This is a genomic window from Aeromonas sp. CA23 (assembly GCF_002587065.1).
GTDB lineage: Bacteria > Pseudomonadota > Gammaproteobacteria > Enterobacterales > Aeromonadaceae > Aeromonas > Aeromonas bestiarum.
In genome coordinates this window covers 2,223,858-2,239,423 of record NZ_CP023818.1, presented here as the reverse complement: position 1 = coordinate 2,239,423, position 15,566 = coordinate 2,223,858, and the positions used below count along the sequence as shown (strand labels likewise).

The window sequence follows — 15,566 nt, the reverse complement described above, 5'->3', positions numbered from 1 at the left end:
AACGGGGCCCGCAGGCCCCGTTTTCATTGGATCGTCATACCAGCTTCTCCACCCGGGCCGGCAGCCCCTGGCGGGCCGACGAGCCAATGGCCCAGTCCACCAGGGGGTAGCGGCCATGGCGGCTGGGATCCAGCACCGCCAGATCGTTGAGATTGACCCCGGCTCCGCGCAGCGGATTGGCGACCACTTTCTGGCCGTCTATCCAGTGTTCCCGCGCCCCCAGCTCCTTGTGGCCGAAACCGTGCTCGATGGCGATGGCATCGGCCTGCACCCCGGCCACGCACTCGGCCACCCCGATCACGCTGCCATCCGGGGTGCTGACCCGCACCCTGTCCCCACTCTCTATTCCCAGCTGCGCCGCCGTCTGCGCATTGAGCCGCACCCGGTTGCTGGGGTTCACCTGGCGCAGGCGATCCGAGCCGATGCTCATGGAGCTCATGGTGTGGGATTTGTAACTGGTGAGCAGCAGCGGCCACTGGGCCGGCTTGAACGCCTCATTGAGCGGCGTGCCGTCCGCCAACTGGGGGCGGAAGAAACGCGGGGTGCCACTCAAGTATTGCCCGCTCTGGCTGTGACGGCGGCTGCCCACCTCGGGGTTCCACACCATCAGCGGCTTGGGCCAGCGCTTGCTCGGCTGACCCGCGTCGTCGCGCCCCTTGGCCGCCGGCTCGAAGCGCCCGCCACGGGCGAAGAGATAGGCGGCGCGGCCCGCCTCCTCCGCGCTCAGGGTGGCATTCAACACCGGCAGGATCCGTTCCACCCCGGACCAGGCGAGATCCTCGGCCCCTATGGGGGGCACCGGCTCACCCAGATAGGCGACGTTGGCCGCCCCATAGAGGGAGAAATCTGCCGCCCGATTGAGGGCATGCAGGCTGCCATCGGCCCCCTTGACCGCCCCCTCGCCAAAGCCCGGCAGCCCCAGGCGTTTCGCCACAGCGATAAAGAAGGACTCCATGCAGACGGGGTCCCCCGAGGCCGTCTTGGCGACGCGAGGCTCCACCACCGGCCAACGGCCGGTGGAGACCTTGGTCATGACCCCGTGCCAGGCGGTGGCCCAGCCCCAGGACTCGTAGGTCAGGGTGTCAGGCACTAGGTAGTCCGACAGCGCCGAGGATTCGTTGATTAAGCTGTCGATGCTGACAAAGAGCGGCAGCACCTTGGGGTCCTTGAGCTGCGGGCCTATGGCCTTGGCGAGCCCCGCCTGACCGTAGAGGGGGTTGCCCATGTGGTTGATCCAGGCCTTGGCGCGGTAGGGATAGCCGCTCACCGCCGCGGTCAGGTGCTCGCCAAGCAGGGGCCCCGAGATGGGGAACCAGGGCTCGTGGGCCGGATAGGGGTTCTGCCCCGCCTCTTTCTTGCGGCGATATTCCGAGGTCTTCTCGTAGGGGAACTTGGAGCGGGAGAGGAAGACCCCGGCGGTTTTGACCATACCCGGGAAGCTCGCCAGATCGTAGCGCGGCCCGGCGCCGAAGGGATCGAACTTGCCGCCGCTCGCCACGGCGCCGCCCCGGGCGTTGAGGTTACCTATCATGGCGTTGAGCATCATGATGGCCCAGGCCGTGTAGAAACCGTTGGCGCTCATGGTGCCGCCGTGGGTGATCACCGCCGCCCGGGTGCCGTGGCTGGTGAACTCCCGCGCCAGCTCGACGATGTCGTTCACCGGCACGGCGCACTCGGTGCTGTATTGCTCGAGGGTATGCTCCCGGCTCGCCTCGGCCAGCAGCTGGAAGCTGCTCTTGACCATAAGCTCCCCTTTTGGGCCCTGAATGAGGCGATCCACCCGGAGGCTGGCTCGCTCGCACTGGCCGGCGGGCAGCAGGGCGTCGCTGTCCTCTTCGACCACCAGCACGGCGTCCCCTTCCCCATGGGCCTCGCCCTCAAAGGGCAGCCCCAGATCGCTGGCGTGCAGCATCTGACCGAAGCGCGGGTGGGATTCATCGCTGATAACCAGATGGCTGGCGTTGCAAAAGCCGCGATAGCCGGCCCGCTCGGCGGCCTCGGCATTGGGGGCCGCCAGGAAGGGCTCGGCGTAGCGCTCGTTGTCGATGATCCAGCGCAGCATGGCCATGGCCAGCGCCGAGTCGGTGGCGGGCCGGATGGGCAACCAGCGGTTGGCGGGGGCGGAGGGCAGGTTCACCGTGTTCGGCAGGCTGGGGGCCACCACCACGTAGGAGAACGGCTTGCCCTCCCGCGCCCGCCCCGCCGCCAGCTGGCGGGACTGGCGCTTGAAGGGGTTGCCGGACTGCTGGGGGGAGGTGCCCATGAACAGCAGGAAGTCGCTCTCGTCCCAGTCGGGCTTGAGGTGGGCGTTCTTCTCCAGATCGTCCAGCAGGGCGCCGGCACCCACCCTGAACGACAGGCCGCAATAGGCGCCGTGGTTGGCGAAATTGCGGGTGCCGAAGCTGTTGAAGGTGAAGCGCTTGATGAAGGCATCTCGCCCCTCGTCCGAGGCGTTGCTCACCAGCAGCTGGTTGGCCCTGGGGCCGTATTCCGGGTTGGCGGGATCGAGCGGCTCGGCCAGGTTGCGGATGGCCCTCAGCCCTTCAACCTGGCCCTCCCCGAACAGATCGCCCCCCTCCACCACCTCCTCGATGAGCTGCTCGAAGGGGATGCTCTGCCAGCGGCCGCTGCCGCGGGGGCCCAGCCGCTTGAGGCAGCGGGTGACCCGGTGGGGGCTGTCGAGCTGCTCCAGCATGGCGTTGCCCCGGGCGCAGGCGGTGGAGCGTCCCTCCAGCCCCCCTTCCTGATAGCCGCTGGTAGCGATCAGCGCCTGCTTGACCGGGGTCTTGAAATCGATGTGATGGCGGGCGGAGAGCGGGTGATAGGGGTTGCCGAGGATACGCACTATCTTGTCGTTCTCATTGTCGATGCGGGCCCGCACCCCGCACAGGGTCCAGCAGCCGAGGCACATGGTGTTGGCGAGGCGCTGGTCCGGGTTGGGGTGAAGCTCCCCCTGCCCGTCGACCCTGTACTCCACCGCCAGGGAGTTGCCGTGGATGGGATCCCGGGTCGGCTTGCCCGAGCTGCCGGTGGCCACTCCGCTCGCCACCTGCTTGAGGGTGTCGCTGTAACCGGCCACGAAGAGCCCCGTGCCCCCGGCAATGGCGGCCCCTTTGAGAAACTTGCGCTTGCTGTGATCCATCAGAGTGCCTCGCGAGCGGAATGGGTGGTGGCTGCCTGGGTGGCAGATGAGTGTGTGACGGATGGCAGAGCCGGGGCGCGCACCAGCTCTGAGAGCTCCACCAGCAAGGCCAGCAGCAGGCCGAAGGTGCCGAGAATGCCGAGCACACCGGCCGGGCCCCAGGCGATTTCATAGAGATAGACGCCGGCCCCGTATTTCGGGACCAGCTGCCCCTGGATAAGCACCAGCCAGCGCAGGCCCCACACCAGGTGCAGTGCCAGCAGCCCCAGGCCCCAGGTTTGCAGGCGGGGGGATAATCGGTGCCCCGCCAACAGCAGCAGGCCGAGCAGGCCCAGGGTCAGCAGCAGCCAGTGGGCCGCCAGCCGCCAGCTGGGATCCAGCCGATAGAGGGCACTCGCCTCAGCCGCCGAGGCGCCCCCAAAGAGGGCCCAGCCCAGCAGGGAGAGGACGAGCAGCGCCAGGGTCGGGCGGATCTGGCGTAGCAGCCCCGCCTCGGTACGTTGCTGCCAGCCGGCCAGCAGGCGGTTGAGCAGCAGCAGGGCGCTCTGGGCCGCCAGCAGGGCGCTCAGCGCCAGCAACCAGGGGAGCCAAGGGCTGTGCCAGAGGGGCCGCGCCGCTACCGCCATGGTCTCGAGCCCGGTGTAGAGGGCGATGCTGAGCCCGCTCAAGGCCGCCATCAAAGCCAGCGGTTTGAGCCAGGGGTCGCCGGGCCAATGTCCCAGGCAGAGCAGCCGCGCCAGGGCGGCGACCCTGTCATGCTCCTCGCCGCGCCGGGCCAGATTCGGCCTGAGCAGCAGCCAGCCGAGCAGCATGGAGAGCAGGCTGAACAGCGGCAGCAGATAGGCGCCATACCACATGACGGAGCCAAAGCGCGTCTGGGCGTAGAAGTGCCAGGCCCGGGCCGGCTGGTGCAGATCCGCGGTCAGGGCGATGGGGGCCACCAGGCCGGCCACCACCATCAGCACCGCCGCCAGGGTCTGCAGCCGCGGATCCGGTGCCTTGCGCCACAGATCAAAGGCGCCGAGCCAGAGGGCCCCATAGGCGAGGCCGATCAGAAAGAAATATTGCACCGCCCAAGGCAGCCAGGTGATGGGCTGAGCCGGGGCCAGCAGTTCGTTAATGACCATGGGCTATCTCCTTGCCATCGTCGGTGAGCAGGGTGCGCAGGGCCGGGTTGCCGTCGACCTTGCTGACGAAGGCCTCGTCCATGCCGAGATAAAAGACCCGCGGCTGGGTATTGGCCTCCGGCTTGAGCACCTTGAGCGCCGGCTCGTGTTCGCGCAGCAGCCGGCTGATCCGGCTCTTGGGATCGTTCAAATCGCCTATGATGCGCGCCTCGCCGACACAGCTCTCCACGCAGGCGGGCAAGAGCCCCGCCTCCAGCCGATGGGCGCAGAAGGTGCACTTGTCGGCGGTGTTGGTCTCGTGGTTGATGAAGCGGGCATCGTAAGGGCAGGCCTGCACGCAGTAACCGCAGCCGACGCACCAGTCGTTGTTGACCACGACGATGCCGTCATCGCACTGGAAGGTGGCGCCGGTGGGGCAGACCTCGAGGCAGGCGGGCTCGGCGCAGTGGTTGCAGAGCCTTGGCAGCATCAAGAGGGAGGCAGGAGCATCGAGGGCGGCCACGTCGCTCACCTCGTACTGGCTCACCGTGGTGCGAAACTGGCCGAGAGGGGGCTGGTTTTCGATGGTGCAGGCCACGGTGCAGGCCTGACAGCCGACGCAGCGGCGCAGGTCGATCAGCATGCCGTAACGCTTGCGCCCGTCCCCCCGGCTGATGGCCGCCCGCCCGTTGCGGGGAGCGGGAACGGACTGCGCCTGAACCTGGGTGACGGGGATCAGGGCCGCCCCTGCGGTGAGGGCGGCGATCCCGGATAACAATCGGCGCTTGCTGGGCTCCATGGCGTCTTTCCTTCTGCTGAGCTGGCTTGAAAGGGGTTGGGCCGATTGTCCTCAACGCAGGAAGTCGCCTCTATTGTGGTTTTCCACATACCGGGAGCCGGGTTGATCCAGCGCAATAAAAAATGCCCCAGCCCTGCTGAACTGTGACCGGGGCGGCGTTTGCCACCCCTCCTGGCCCCGTTCGCGTGCAAGCGCGCGCCCTGGTGATAGACTGCCCCCTTTGCACCGAGAGGAGAGCCCCCTGCACGCCCCAGTTCCCTTGCCCCTGCTCAGCCTGCTGCTCTGGCTCGCGCTGTCAGCCCTGCCGCTGCGGGTGCATGCCGCCCCGACCCCCTCTTCGCCAGCGCCAGCCCGGCAACAGCCCGCGTCATCCCAGGCCACGCCGGTGCAGGCCTTGGCCGAACCGATACGCATCGGCGTGCTGGCAACCCGCGGCCCGGCCCAGGCCAGAGCCCAGTGGCAACCGCTGCTGCGCTGGCTGGCACAGCGCGTGCCCGATCATCGCTTCGTGCTGCATCCGCTGGGGCTCGATGAACTGGCCGAGGCCGTCGCCCTCGAGCACCTCGATTTCATCATCACCAACCCGGGCCAGTCGGTGAGTCTGGCGCGCCAGTACCCGCTGGCCTGGCTCGCCACCCTCAAGAGCCCGGCAGGGGGAGACAACCTCGCCATCGGCGCCGCCCTGGTGGTGCCTGCCCAGACCCCCTACCGACACTGGCGTGACCTCGAGGGGCAAGCGGTCGCCGCCGTCTCGGAGAACGCCTTCGGTGGCTACCTCGCCTATCGCTTCGAGGCAGGCGAACAGGGGGTCAGGCTGGAGCACTTCTTCTCCACCGTGCAGTTCACCGGCTTTCCGCTGGACCGGCTCATCGAGCGGCTGGCGACAGGGGAGGTGGCCGCAGCCATCGTGCCGGTGTGCCAGCTGGAGCGCATGGAGCGGGAGGGCAAGGTCGCCAGGGGGGCGTTTCGGGTACTGGACAATCAGGCGCCGGCCGGCTTTGGCTGCCAGAGCTCGACCCGGCTCTACCCCAACTGGTCCTTCGCCAAGACAGAGCGGGCCTCCCCCGCGCTGGCGCTGGCGGTGACCCGTGCGCTGTTCGACCTGCCCGCTGATAGCGAGGCGGCCATCACCGCCGATTCGGCGGGCTGGACCGTGCCCACCAGCGAGCTCGCCATCGACCGCCTGCTCAAGGCGCTGGATCGCCACCCGCTGCAGGGCCCCTGGTGGCAAACGGCCTGGCACTGGCTGCGCCAGCATCAACAGTGGGGTTGGGGCGCCCTGGCGCTGATACTGCTGCTGGGGGGCCACCACCTGCTGCTGCAATACCTGTTCAACCGCAGCCAGCGCCGGCTGCTCAAAGCCCGCCACCAGCTCGAGCAGAAGGGACGCCAGCTGGCACAGGCCAGACGGCTCGCCGAACTGGGCGAGCTGGGCGCCAACGTGGCCCACGAGATCAATCAGCCCCTCAGCGCCATCGCCAACTACAGCCAGGGGGCCTTGTTGCGACTGGACAGATTGGCACAGGATCCGGCCCAGGTTGCCGCCCAGGCCTCCCTGCGTCAGGCTCTGGAGCAGATTGGGCTCCAGGTCCAGCGCATCACCCAGACCGTCAACCGGCTCAGGGCCAGGCTGCAAAAGCGCCCTCCCCGCTTCGCGCCTTGCGATCTGCCCACCCTGCTGGCGGAGCTGCGCCCCCTGCTGGAGCAGATGCTGGCGCCGCTCGACGTTGCCTTCACCCTGCACTGGCGGGGCCAGCCGCGCCGGCTGCCTCTGGACGGCACCGGGATGGAGCAGTTGCTGGTCAACCTCATCAAGAATGGCGCCGAGAGTGCGGCGAAGAGTGCGCGCGCCACTGTTCACTCTCCTGCTCGCTCCCCTGCGCAAGCAGCGGCACAGGAGCCTGCCCGGGTCGAGCTGCTGATCGCCTTCGAGGCGCAAAGGCTGCTGCTGGAGATCCGCGACAACGGCGCCGGCCTGAGGGTCTCCGCGACCGAACTGCAGCAGGCGTTTTACAGCGACAAGCCCGATGGCATGGGGCTGGGGCTGGCCATCTGCCGGGAGGTGGTCGAGAGCCATCGCGGCCAGTTCAGTCTGGAGAACCTGAGCCCCCACGGCTGCCTGGCCCGGGTCACCCTGCCCGTGCCGCCACCCGAGGATCCCGCCTCAGCCACCCCCACCCACCCGCCGACACCGAGGAACTGAGATGACGCCCCCCTCCCGCCCCCCGCTCTATCTGGTCGACGACGACGAGGCCGTGCTCGACTCCCTGCGCTTCATGCTGGAGAGTTGCGACGAGCGGCAGCTGTTCAGCTTTGCCGATGGCGAGCGCTTTCTGGCCGAGGTCGACCTGCACCAGCCCGCCTGCCTCATCCTCGACTGCCGCATGCCGGGGCTGTCGGGCCCCGAGGTACAACAGCGGCTGAAGGTGGCCCGGAGCCCCATCGCCATCCTGTTTCTCACCGGCCACGGCGAGGTGCCGCTGGCGGTGGAGTCCCTCAAGCAGGGGGCGGTGGATTTCTTGCAAAAGCCGGTGCAGCTGGCCCCCCTGCTCGCCGCCATCGCACGGGCCGAGCAGGCGACGCTGAGTGCGGCCACCCGTTTCGCCCAGCTGGCCGCCTATCAGCGGCTCACCCCGCGCGAGCACCAGTTGCTGCAACTCATCGCCCGGGGCCACAAGAATCAGCAGATAGCGCAGGATCTCTGCATCTCGGTGCGTACCGTCGAGGTGTGCCGCGCCAGCCTGATGCGGCGCCTCGAGGTCGACTCCCTGGCCGAGCTGATGCTGCTCTATGCAAACGTCCATTCAGCCCCCTGAGCCGGGCCCCTAATCCAGGCCAGAGAGAGTGACTCACTTGCAGGGCCTATGCCCATCCCCCATCGGCCGCACAGGGGATGCCTTTGGCTCAGGCTGTCAACCAAATCTGTGCGCAACCCCGCTATTCCGGCGCCCGTGGCTTGCAGCGCAAATCTGGGTTTGCTAATACTCCGCGTCCATTGGATGAGCATCCCCTTTCGAGATAGTGTGCCGTGGCTTTCGAACAATTCGCGCTCGTGATATCTCTCTTCCAGCAGCTCTGCGTCTATCTGGTGATCGCCTGGCTGCTCTCCAAGACGCCGCTGTTCATGCCGCTGACTCAGGTGACCCTGAGCTGGCCCCACAAGATCCTCTGCTACCTCATCTTCTCCGGCTTCTGCGTGATGGGCACCTACTTTGGCCTGAGAGTCGAGGACTCCATCGCCAATACCCGCGCCATCGGCGCCGTGCTGGGGGGCATAGTCGGCGGCCCTGTCGTGGGGCTGCTGGTGGGGCTCACCGGCGGCATCCATCGCTACTCGCTGGGGGGCTTCACCGCCCTGGCCTGCACCTTCTCCACCATAGCCGAGGGGCTGCTCGGCGGCCTGGTGCACCGCCACTTTGTCGCCCGCCATCGGCTCGATCTGCTGTTCAGCCCCTGGGTGGTGGGATCTGTGGCCCTGGTCGCCGAGCTGATGCAGATGGGCATCATACTGCTGGTGGCCCGCCCGTATGACGATGCCATCCACCTCATCGAGAACATCATAGCCCCCATGCTGGTGGCCAATACCCTGGGGGCCGCCATGTTCATGCGGATGATCCTCGATCACCGCGCCATGCTGGAGAAGTACTCGGTCGCCTTCTCCGCCCGCGCCCTCAAGATCGCCGAGCGGGCGATGCGGGTGCTGGACAAGGGCTTCACCCAGCAGGCGTGCCAGCAGATGGTGCGCATTCTCTACGAGGAGACAGGGGTGGGCGCCGTGGCCATCACCGATCGGGAGAAGCTGCTCGCCTTCATCGGCATAGGCGAGGATCACCACCTGCCGGGCACCGCCATCAACTCGGCCCACACCTTCAAGGCGATCCAGCACAACGAGGTGGTCTATGCGGACGGCAACCTGATCCCCTACAGCTGCAACCTGCATCCCCAGTGCCGGCTCGGCTCCTCCCTGGTCATTCCGCTGCGGGGGGAAGAGGGGTCGGTGGTGGGCACCATCAAGCTCTACGAGCCCAAGCGCAAGTTCTTCTCCTCCATCAATCGCACCCTGGGAGAAGGGATTGCCCGGCTGCTCTCCGGCCAGATCCTGGCCAGCAAGTACAACGAGCAGAAGCGGCTGCTGGCCCAGTCGGAGATCAAGCTGTTGCAGGCGCAGATCAACCCGCACTTCCTGTTCAACGCCCTCAACACCCTGGCGGCGGTGATCCGGCGCGACCCCGAGGATGCCCGCACCCTGGTGCACCACCTCTCCACCTTCTTTCGCAAGAACCTCAAGCGCCAGGGGGACGAGGTGACCCTGGCCGACGAGCTGGAGCACGTGAACGCCTACCTGCACATAGAGCAGGCCCGTTTCGCCGAGCACCTGAGCGTGGAGATCCATATTCCCGAGCCGCTGCTGGAGTACCGGCTGCCCACCTTCTCCCTGCAACCCATAGTCGAGAACGCCATCAAGCACGGCATCTCCCAGATGTTCGAGCCCGGCCGACTGACCCTGACCGCGCGGCAGGAGGGCGAGCAGCTGGTGCTGGAGGTGTGTGACAACGCCGGCCTCTATCAGGCCAAACGGGAAGAGAGCGGCCTTGGCATGAACATAGTGGATCGGCGCATCAAGGCCCGTTATGGCGCCGAGTACGGGGTCACCATTCACTGCGAACCCCATCAATCCACCCGGGTGAGGATCACCCTTCCCCTGCAGGAGAGCCCATGCTGACCGCCCTGATCGTCGACGATGAACCCCTCGCCCGCGAGGAGCTGCGGCTGCTGCTGGAGCAGGCGGGCAATATCCGCCTGCTGGGGGAGTGTGCCCACGCCATGGAGGCGCTGCCCGCCATCCACCGCCTCAAGCCCGACCTGCTGTTTCTCGACATCCAGATGCCGCGCATCAGCGGGCTGGAGCTGGTGAGCATGCTGGACCCGGACTTGCGCCCCCACATCGTCTTCATTACCGCCTACGACGAGTTTGCCCTGCGCGCGTTCGAGGAGAACGCCCTCGACTACCTGCTCAAGCCGGTCACGGCTGAGCGGATGAACAAGGCGCTGGAGCGCATCCAGCGACTGCTCTCCCCCCTCTCCTCCAAAGGGGGTGAACTGGCTGGCCAGCCGCTGCCGGATCCTACCCGCATCGCCCAGCCCCTGCGCAGCATCCCCTGCAGCGGCCACAACCGCATCCTGCTGCTGCCCCTTGGCGAGGTGGAGTTCGTCCACAGCGATCTGGCCGGCAACAAGGTGGTGAGCGCCCAGCAACAGGGCACCACAGAGCTGACCCTGCGCACCCTGGAGGAGAAGACCGGCTTCGTGCGCTGTCACCGCCAGTACCTGCTCAACCCCGGCCAGATCCGCGAGATCCTGCTGCTCGACGGCGGGCTGGCGGAGGTGGTGACCCAGGGCGGCCACAAGGTGCCGGTGAGTCGGCGCTACCTGAAACCGCTCAAGGAGCTGCTGGATATTCCCTGATGGGGCGGGGCGCTTCACTCCGCCACCCTGCCCGTTACCGCTCACCCGCCTCCCACGCCCGCCAGCTCCCCCCTCAAACCGCTCGGGGCCGCTTTTCTGCCGCTCGCGGGCGGCCCTCTGCCACTGACCTTTTCTGCGCTCCCCTTTCCCTGCCGCCTGCGTAGAGTGCAGCCTGAGCCCGGCCGGATTGGCCGCAGGAAAAGGAAACTCCGTCATGCAACACGCAATCACCTTCGTCATTGCGGCCCTCTGCATCCTCGCCATCGCCTATCGCCTCTACGGCGTGTTCTTTGTGCGCAAGGTGCTGATGGCCGACGACAAGCTTGTCACCCCCTCCCACCAGCTGGAAGATGGCAAAAACTATGTGCCGACCAACAAGTGGGTCAACTTCGGCCAGCACTTCGCGGCCATCGCCGCCGCCGGCCCCCTGGTGGGCCCGGTCCTGGCGGCCCAGTACGGTTACCTGCCGAGCTTCCTCTGGCTGCTGATCGGTTGCGTCATCGGCGGCGCGGTGCACGATACCGTGGTGCTGTTCGCCTCCATGAAGCATCAGGGCAAGTCCCTCTCCGAGGTGGCCAAGGCCGAGCTCGGCCCCATCGCCGGCTGGTGTACGGGGCTGGCCATGTTGTTCATCATCACCATCACAATGGCGGGCCTCTCCATGGTGGTGGTGCACGCGCTGGAGCGTAACGCCTGGGGCGTGTTCGCGGTCTTCATGACCATCCCCATCTCCATGGTGGTGGGGATCTGGCACAAGCTGACCGGCAACCTGCAAGCCGCCTCCTGGGTGGGCTTCATCGCCGTGCTGGCCTGCGTCTTCTTCGGCCCCTACGTGCAGGAGAGCGCCTTCGGTGCCTGGCTGACCCTGCGTGCCGAGACCATCAGTCTGGCGCTGCCCATCTACGCCTTCTTCGCGACCGCCCTGCCGGTCTGGCTGCTGCTCACCCCGCGCGGTTACATCTCCAGCTTCATGAAAATCGGCGTGTTCGGCGCCCTGGTCATCGGCGTTATCTGCATCAACCCGGAGATCCAGTTCCCCGCCATGACCCAGTTCGTCCACGGCGGCGGCCCGGTACTGGGCGGCCCGGTCTGGCCCTTCATCTCCATCACCATCGCCTGTGGCGCCATCTCCGGCTTCCATGCCTTCATCGGCTCAGGCACCACCCCGAAACTGGTGGACAAGTGGAGCGACATTCTGCCGGTCGCCTTCGGTGCCATGCTGGCCGAGTGCGTGGTGGGCGTGATGGCGCTGATCGCCGCCACCGCCCTGCACCCGGCCGACTACTTCGCCATCAACGCCACCCCGGAGGCCTTCGCCAAGCTGGGGATGCAGGTGGTGGATCTGCCCTTCCTCTCCCAGGAGATCGGCATGGACCTGAACGGCCGCACCGGCGGCGCCGTCACCCTGGCGGTAGGCATGTCCTACATCTTCACCAAGGTGCCCTGGTTCAGCAATCTCGCCTCCTACTTCTTCCAGTTCGTGGTGATGTTCGAAGCGGTCTTCATCCTGACCGCCGTCGACTCCGGTACCCGGGTCTCCCGCTACCTGATCCAGGACTTCTTCGGCGAGTTCTACCCGCCCCTCAAGCGCATCGACTGGATGCCGGGCGCCATAGGTGCCAGCGTGCTCGCCTGCGTGATGTGGGGTTATCTGCTGATGTCCGGCGATATCGGCTCCGTGTGGGCGCTGTTCGGGGTCTCGAACCAGCTGATGGCCTCGGTCGGTCTCATCATAGGTGCCACCATCATATTGCGACTGGCCAGCAAGCGCCGCTACATGCTGACCTGCCTGATCCCGCTGGCCTACCTGTTCGTCACCGTCAACTACGCCGGTTACTGGATGGTGAGCCACGTCTACTTCAACCCGGAATCCAAGGGCTACAACCTGCTCAACGGCGGCATCTCGCTGCTGATGCTGGGGCTGGGCGCCATCATACTGGTGTCGGCCATCCGCAAGTGGATTGAGCTGTGGAAGCTGCGCCAGCAGCCCGAGTTCCAGATTGCCCCGGCCAGCGCCAGCTGACGGGAACCGTCCTCAAGGAATCAAGGCCCCACCTCGGTGGGGTCTTTCGTATTTGAAACGCGGCGGGAGGCAGATCACCGCCGGTTTCGGTGGCCCGGCGGATGCATATCGAGCAGTTGGTAGATGGCGCAGAGGGTGGACTGCTTGATAACCGGCCAGAGGGCAGGCTCATCGGGATACATGAACCGATCACAGAACCCTGCGGCCAATCAGGTTAGAATGGGGGCTCCTGTCGCCACGGCACGTCCTGGCGACCCTCCTCCGCTTTCACTCATGAGGACACTTTTCATGGAACTGCTTCTTCTCAGCAACGGTAAAGCCACCGAATTTCCGGGTCTGCTCGGCTGGGCCCGGGACCGGGTGCAGACCCTGCTCGCCCGCAAACAGGTCAAGCGCATCCTGCTCATCCCCTACGCAGTGATCCGCAGCGACTGGGATGCCAGGGCCAATGAGCTCGGCGAAAGTCTGGGGGTGGAAGCCATCAGCATCCATCAATTCGACGATCCGGTGGACGCCATCAACCAAGCCGACGCCATCTTTATCAGTGGCGGCAACACCTGGCGCCTGAACCAGCTGCTGCACGAAAATGGCCTGGTCGTGCCCATCCAGCGTGCCGTGCGCGAGCGGGGCGTACCCTATGTGGGCTGGAGCGCAGGTTGCAACGTAGCAACCCCGAGCATTCGCACCACCAACGACATGCCGGTGTGCAACGCCGCCGTGCTGCCCGCCCTTGGCCTGTTCCCGCTGCAGATCAACCCCCACTATCTGGACGCCAGCATCAGCGGCCACATGGGGGAGACCCGCGACGAGCGTCTGGCGGAGTTCTGCGCCATCAACCCGAGCGAACACGTGGTGGCCCTGCGCGAGGCCAGCCTGCTCCAAATAAGTGGCGAGAGCAGCGGTGAGACCCTCGAGTACTGGAGCGCCCGCGGCGAGGGCTTCAAGATCTTCAAGCACGGCGAGGCGATTCAGGAATGCATGGATGCCAGCCCGCTGGCGGCGCTGACGCCGTTTCGCCCCCACGGCTGAACCATGATGCAAGAGGGCACGCCACAACGTGAGGCGCCATTCTGAGCGACCTGGCCTGTGGTTTGCCATGCTGTGAGGGGCAAGGGATATTCCCTCGCCCCTTTTCTTTTCGGCGGGAGGATGCAATGACGACACGGATAGAACACGACAGCTTCGGGGAGATAGCCGTTCCGGCCGAGCGGCTGTGGGGGGCCCAGACCCAGCGCTCCCTGCACCATTTCGACATCTCGGGGGAGCGTCAGCCCATGGAGCTGATCCACGCCCTGGCGCGCATCAAGTCTGCCTGTGCCCGGGTCAATCACGCCAAGGGACTGCTGCCCGCTCGCACGGCCCAGGCCATCATGAGCGCCGCCGATGAGGTCCTCTGTGGTCAGCACGGGGGGGAGTTTCCGCTCAGGGTCTGGCAGACAGGCTCGGGCACCCAGACCAACATGAACGTCAACGAGGTGCTGGCCAACCGGGCCAGCGAGCTGCTCGGCGGCCCGCGCGGCGAGGGGCGTCTGGTGCACCCCAACGACGAGGTGAACAAGAGCCAGTCGAGCAATGACGTCTTCCCGAGCGCCATGAACCTGGCGGCCGTCAGCGCCATCACGCTGCAACTGCTGCCCGCTCTGATCACCCTGAGCGCCACCCTGGCCCGCAAGGCACACGCCTTCGACGACATAGTCAAGATTGGCCGCACCCACTTGCAGGACGCCACCCCGCTCACCCTGGGGCAGGAGTTCTCCGGCTGGGTCGCCCAGCTGGAACAGGCTGAGCGCCACATTCGGGCCGCCCTGCCCCACCTGTGCGAGCTGGCGCTGGGAGGCACGGCCGTCGGCACGGGCCTGAACACGCCACCCGGCTTTGCCGACGAGGTGGCAGCCACCCTGGCGGAGCAGACGGGCCTGCCGCTGGTGAGCGCCCCCAACAAGTTCGAGGCGCTGGCGGCGAGCGACGCCCTGGTGCATGCCCACGGCGCCCTCAAGACGCTGGCCGCATCGCTCATGAAGATCGCCAACGACGTGCGCTGGCTGGCCAGCGGCCCCCGCAGCGGGCTGGGAGAGCTGCTGATCCCGGAAAATGAGCCCGGCTCCTCCATCATGCCCGGCAAGGTCAATCCGACCCAGTGCGAGGCGCTGACCATGCTGTGCGCCCAGGTGATGGGCAACGACGTGGCCATCAACATAGGCGGTGCCAGCGGCAACTTCGAGCTGAACGTGTTCCGCCCGCTCATCGCCCACAACTTTCTGCAGAGCGTGCGGCTGCTGGCTGACGGCATGCAGAGCTTCCACGATCACTGCGCCATCGGCATCACGCCGAACCGGGCACGCATCGATGATCTGCTGGCCCGCTCCCTGATGCTGGTCACTGCGCTCAACCCCCACATCGGCTACGACAAGGCGGCCGAAATAGCCAAGCGTGCGCACCACGAGGGGGTTAGTTTGCGAGAGGCGGCCATCGCCTCCGGCCATCTCACGGCGCAGCAGTTCGATGCCTGGGTGGTGCCGGCCAACATGGTCGGTCGACGGGGAGCATGATAGGAGGGATAACTGAACAGCAAAAAGCCGGGCATGCCCGGCTTTTTCACGCTGCAATGCGGCGATCAGGGGGTGATCAGCTTGTTCAGCGCATCCAGCTCGTTCTGGGCTGCCAGCAACTTGGTCTGGGCCTCTTCCAGCTTGACCTGCTTCTTGGCGATCTTGTCAGGCTTGCCCGACACCCGTGCATTTTGCAGCTCGATCAGCCGCTCGTTCACCTGCTCTTTAAGCTCGGCCACCCGTTGCTGCTGCTCCTTGAACAGGCCCGCATCGGTACAGTGAGCCTCGATATTGCGCAGCGCCCGCTCCAGCCCGGCCACCTGATCCGCGTTGTTGTGCGCCTTGGCGAAGACCAGCTGATCCGCCACCGCCTGTTGCCGTGCCTTGCAGCCCACCTCCTGGCTGCCATAAGCCTGACCGGCCAACAGCAGCATACCCATTCCGATAACCTTCCACATAACGACCTCACTCCTCTGTCATG

General features: G+C 66.5%; 11 protein-coding genes. 7 read left to right on the top strand and 4 right to left on the bottom strand.

What is annotated here, in order from left to right:
- Positions 1–34: 34 nt before the first annotated feature.
- The 3 genes from CK910_RS10625 to dsrO are packed head-to-tail and all read right to left on the bottom strand — an operon-like array spanning position 35 to position 5,047.
- Positions 35–3,142 carry a tetrathionate reductase subunit A gene (locus CK910_RS10625; protein ID WP_098982844.1) on the bottom strand — a complete coding sequence of 1,036 codons (3,108 nt, stop codon included), beginning with the start codon at positions 3,140–3,142 and terminating at the stop codon, positions 35–37.
- Positions 3,142–4,269 carry an NrfD/PsrC family molybdoenzyme membrane anchor subunit gene (gene nrfD / locus CK910_RS10620; RefSeq protein WP_098982841.1) on the bottom strand — a complete coding sequence of 376 codons (1,128 nt, stop codon included), beginning with the start codon at positions 4,267–4,269 and terminating at the stop codon, positions 3,142–3,144. Before nrfD ends, CK910_RS10625 begins: the two co-directional genes overlap by 1 nt.
- Entirely contained in the window at positions 4,259–5,047 is a 789-nt protein-coding gene (dsrO, locus tag CK910_RS10615; RefSeq protein WP_098982838.1) for a sulfate reduction electron transfer complex DsrMKJOP subunit DsrO, read from the bottom strand. Before dsrO ends, nrfD begins: the two co-directional genes overlap by 11 nt.
- A 259-nt stretch (positions 5,048–5,306) precedes the next feature.
- Here dsrO and CK910_RS10610 point away from each other — a divergent pair, with 259 nt between their 5' ends.
- From CK910_RS10610 to fumC, 7 genes are all read left to right on the top strand, one after another.
- Entirely contained in the window at positions 5,307–7,250 is a 1,944-nt protein-coding gene (locus CK910_RS10610; RefSeq protein WP_098982835.1) for a sensor histidine kinase, read from the top strand.
- Between the two features lies 1 nt (position 7,251).
- Positions 7,252–7,863 carry a response regulator transcription factor gene (locus CK910_RS10605; protein WP_098982832.1) on the top strand — a complete coding sequence of 204 codons (612 nt, stop codon included), beginning with the start codon at positions 7,252–7,254 and terminating at the stop codon, positions 7,861–7,863.
- Between the two features lie 212 nt (positions 7,864–8,075).
- Positions 8,076–9,770 (top strand): sensor histidine kinase, encoded by a 1,695-nt coding sequence (locus CK910_RS10600; protein ID WP_098982830.1) that lies wholly within the window; start codon positions 8,076–8,078, stop codon positions 9,768–9,770.
- Positions 9,764–10,513 (top strand): two-component system response regulator BtsR, encoded by a 750-nt coding sequence (btsR, locus tag CK910_RS10595; RefSeq protein ID WP_098982827.1) that lies wholly within the window; start codon positions 9,764–9,766, stop codon positions 10,511–10,513. Before CK910_RS10600 ends, btsR begins: the two co-directional genes overlap by 7 nt.
- A gap of 214 nt (positions 10,514–10,727) precedes the next feature.
- On the top strand, positions 10,728–12,536 hold the full coding sequence (locus CK910_RS10590; protein WP_098982824.1) for a carbon starvation CstA family protein: 1,809 nt from the start codon (positions 10,728–10,730) through the stop codon (positions 12,534–12,536).
- Between the two features lie 288 nt (positions 12,537–12,824).
- Positions 12,825–13,565, top strand: coding sequence for a dipeptidase PepE (gene pepE, locus CK910_RS10585; protein WP_098982822.1), 741 nt, complete (start codon positions 12,825–12,827; stop codon positions 13,563–13,565).
- A gap of 125 nt (positions 13,566–13,690) precedes the next feature.
- Positions 13,691–15,085, top strand: a complete 1,395-nt coding sequence (gene fumC, locus CK910_RS10580; RefSeq protein WP_098982819.1) for a class II fumarate hydratase — start codon at positions 13,691–13,693, stop codon at positions 15,083–15,085.
- 65 nt (positions 15,086–15,150) lie between these two features.
- Here fumC and CK910_RS10575 read toward each other — a convergent pair whose 3' ends face one another.
- Entirely contained in the window at positions 15,151–15,525 is a 375-nt protein-coding gene (locus CK910_RS10575; protein ID WP_098982817.1) for a DUF1090 domain-containing protein, read from the bottom strand.
- Positions 15,526–15,566 lie beyond the last annotated feature (41 nt).

Coding starts and splice junctions, on each gene's coding strand:
- CK910_RS10625 (WP_098982844.1), bottom strand. CDS start 3,142: ATGGATCACAGCAAGCGCAAGTTTCTCAAAGGGGCCGCCATTGCCGGG.
- nrfD (WP_098982841.1), bottom strand. CDS start 4,269: ATGGTCATTAACGAACTGCTGGCCCCGGCTCAGCCCATCACCTGGCTG.
- dsrO (WP_098982838.1), bottom strand. CDS start 5,047: ATGGAGCCCAGCAAGCGCCGATTGTTATCCGGGATCGCCGCCCTCACC.
- CK910_RS10605 (WP_098982832.1), top strand. CDS start 7,252: ATGACGCCCCCCTCCCGCCCCCCGCTCTATCTGGTCGACGACGACGAG.
- btsR (WP_098982827.1), top strand. CDS start 9,764: ATGCTGACCGCCCTGATCGTCGACGATGAACCCCTCGCCCGCGAGGAG.
- CK910_RS10590 (WP_098982824.1), top strand. CDS start 10,728: ATGCAACACGCAATCACCTTCGTCATTGCGGCCCTCTGCATCCTCGCC.
- pepE (WP_098982822.1), top strand. CDS start 12,825: ATGGAACTGCTTCTTCTCAGCAACGGTAAAGCCACCGAATTTCCGGGT.
- fumC (WP_098982819.1), top strand. CDS start 13,691: ATGACGACACGGATAGAACACGACAGCTTCGGGGAGATAGCCGTTCCG.
- CK910_RS10575 (WP_098982817.1), bottom strand. CDS start 15,525: ATGGGTATGCTGCTGTTGGCCGGTCAGGCTTATGGCAGCCAGGAGGTG.